The sequence below is a fragment of the Flintibacter muris genome (assembly GCF_943192995.1).
GTDB lineage: Bacteria > Bacillota > Clostridia > Oscillospirales > Oscillospiraceae > Lawsonibacter > Lawsonibacter muris.
Genome location: NZ_CALPCP010000106.1, coordinates 1 through 1,876, shown reverse-complemented (window position 1 = coordinate 1,876; position 1,876 = coordinate 1). Strand labels below are relative to the sequence as shown.

General features: G+C 46.5%; 2 protein-coding genes. Both read right to left on the bottom strand.

All coding sequences use genetic code 11. The annotated features are described in order from the left end of the window. Window positions 1-64: 64 nt before the first annotated feature. Entirely contained in the window at window positions 65-724 is a 660-nt protein-coding gene (locus tag NFS22_RS23460) for a hypothetical protein (protein ID WP_251320036.1), read from the bottom strand. Window positions 725-743: 19 nt separating this feature from the next. Further along, window positions 744-1,577: a sigma factor-like helix-turn-helix DNA-binding protein gene (locus NFS22_RS24220; RefSeq protein WP_420908912.1), complete on the bottom strand. Its 834-nt coding sequence runs from the start codon at window positions 1,575-1,577 to the stop codon at window positions 744-746. Window positions 1,578-1,876 lie beyond the last annotated feature (299 nt).

The window sequence follows — 1,876 nt, the reverse complement described above, 5'->3', positions numbered from 1 at the left end:
TCCTCCTTTGTTGCCCCCCTTTTTTTAACAATTCACGCTTCCGGTTGTCTATTGCTTGCTTAACTTATTGACATTGCTCAATGGAGACTATTGTGTATTTGTCCCGCCAGAAGAAGCGGTCATTGCAAGCATTCCCATAATCGAGCAGGCTCTGGATTTGAAAGCGATGCTCTTTGCAGAACTCCTTTATGTCGGATATTGCAAATTCATCCCCGCTATAAATCAAATCATGCAGACGCTCGCCAGGACGCCCGATCTCTACGCCTAGTTCGGCTATATAGGGCCTTGAAAATTGAAAGGTGTCCCTGAACAGATATTCCAAGATACTAAATGCACTAAACGAGTACATCGCAGAATTCTGGGAAAACACTGTGGGCATCTGCCGCTGGATCGTCTCGTAAACCTCTGTCCCGTGGTGCGCTTTGTGGTCAGACACAATCTCGATAAGGATGTGCCGCAAATCCCATTGTTCTTTGCTCGAAATAACCAAGCGGCTGGAATGAAGATATGCACCGAAGTAGTTCAACACCTCCGGGTCGCTCACAGAAAGGTTGATAACGATTTCCGTAATCCCAGGAAAAGTGTTCTTGATTTGTTGCTTCTGCACGGGGTATTTGGATTTTTTGATAAAGTTCACCACAGAAGCATAGAGGGATGTAGCCTCCGCATCCTTGGAGATGTAGTCCCGTCTAAAGTAATACTTGTCCGAACAGAACTCACGCAAAATCCCCTGGAGATAGTATTTATTGAATACCCCCCTCTTCATTTAACTCACGTTCAAACACACTATAAAGGGTGTTCATCAAGAATATTTTCAGGTCGCTCTCGTCTATATATTGCAGAATGCGGCCAGCGAGACCATTGGAAATGTATTTTGCCCGCTTCGGCATATACATCCCCCGATTGCAGAGAATACAGATGCTAGAAATCCTGGCCGTCAGGGCGCGGTCATTTTCCGGCATACCCACATCGCCGAATTCATCGATAACTATCCTGCGGAATTCCTGAAGTGCATCGGGATCGTATGCCCTAATCCCGTCAAAATAATGCTTCTTCAGAACAGTTTTATAGACTTTAGCAAGGGACAGGCGCGTGCGATGATATACATCCCCTGTCAGGCGATAAGCTTCCACGAAAGCTTTTTGGAGAATGCCTATCGGGATATCGCCATCTTCGCCTGCTTCATCCAAGATGGTTGAAAGCTGGTTAACATTTACGATGTCTGGTAGCCTATCGATCGTAGCGCGCACACGCTCCTGGAGTGAGTCATCTCCAATGATGAAGATATCCAGTTGCTCATCATATGTATAGTGTGCGTTTTCATAGTTGCGGAGGAAATACAGCAGTTCCGTGACATTTGTCTTGCAGTAGCCCTCAATGTCGTTTGAGGATACCGTGGATGCACCATTCTTCTCTGCGGAAATTCTTGTAATCAGCCGAATATGGCTGTAGTAGCGCGAGAACTTGCGTCTGGCCTTTGCCTCAATCTGCCGTACCCGCTCACGAGTGACTCCAAAAGCATCCCCAATCTGCGCCAGCGTTTTCTTCCTGGCACGCATCTGGACAATACTTTCCATCCGCTTGTTAGAGAAGATTGGCAAAACAGCTCTCGCACTTCGGCTTCCAAGTCAAACGCACACCACTTGAGGAATTGTTTGAGCAGAGTAAGCTTCTGGGAATCATTAGGCAGGGGAATGTTTATAAGGTCATCAATCGAACAGGTCTCCGAGGGGCATAAGGATAGGAGTGTCCTGCGCTTATAATCATCAAGTGTGAAGGCAATAATATAGCCCACAGCTTTAGAAGCTGTACCAATAGGCTAAAGCCTTTTTAACAAAGTGCGAAAAGCGGCAATCATGCAAACCGCCTGAGCAGA

Coding starts and splice junctions, on each gene's coding strand:
- NFS22_RS24220 (WP_420908912.1), bottom strand. CDS start 1,577: ATGGAAAGTATTGTCCAGATGCGTGCCAGGAAGAAAACGCTGGCGCAG.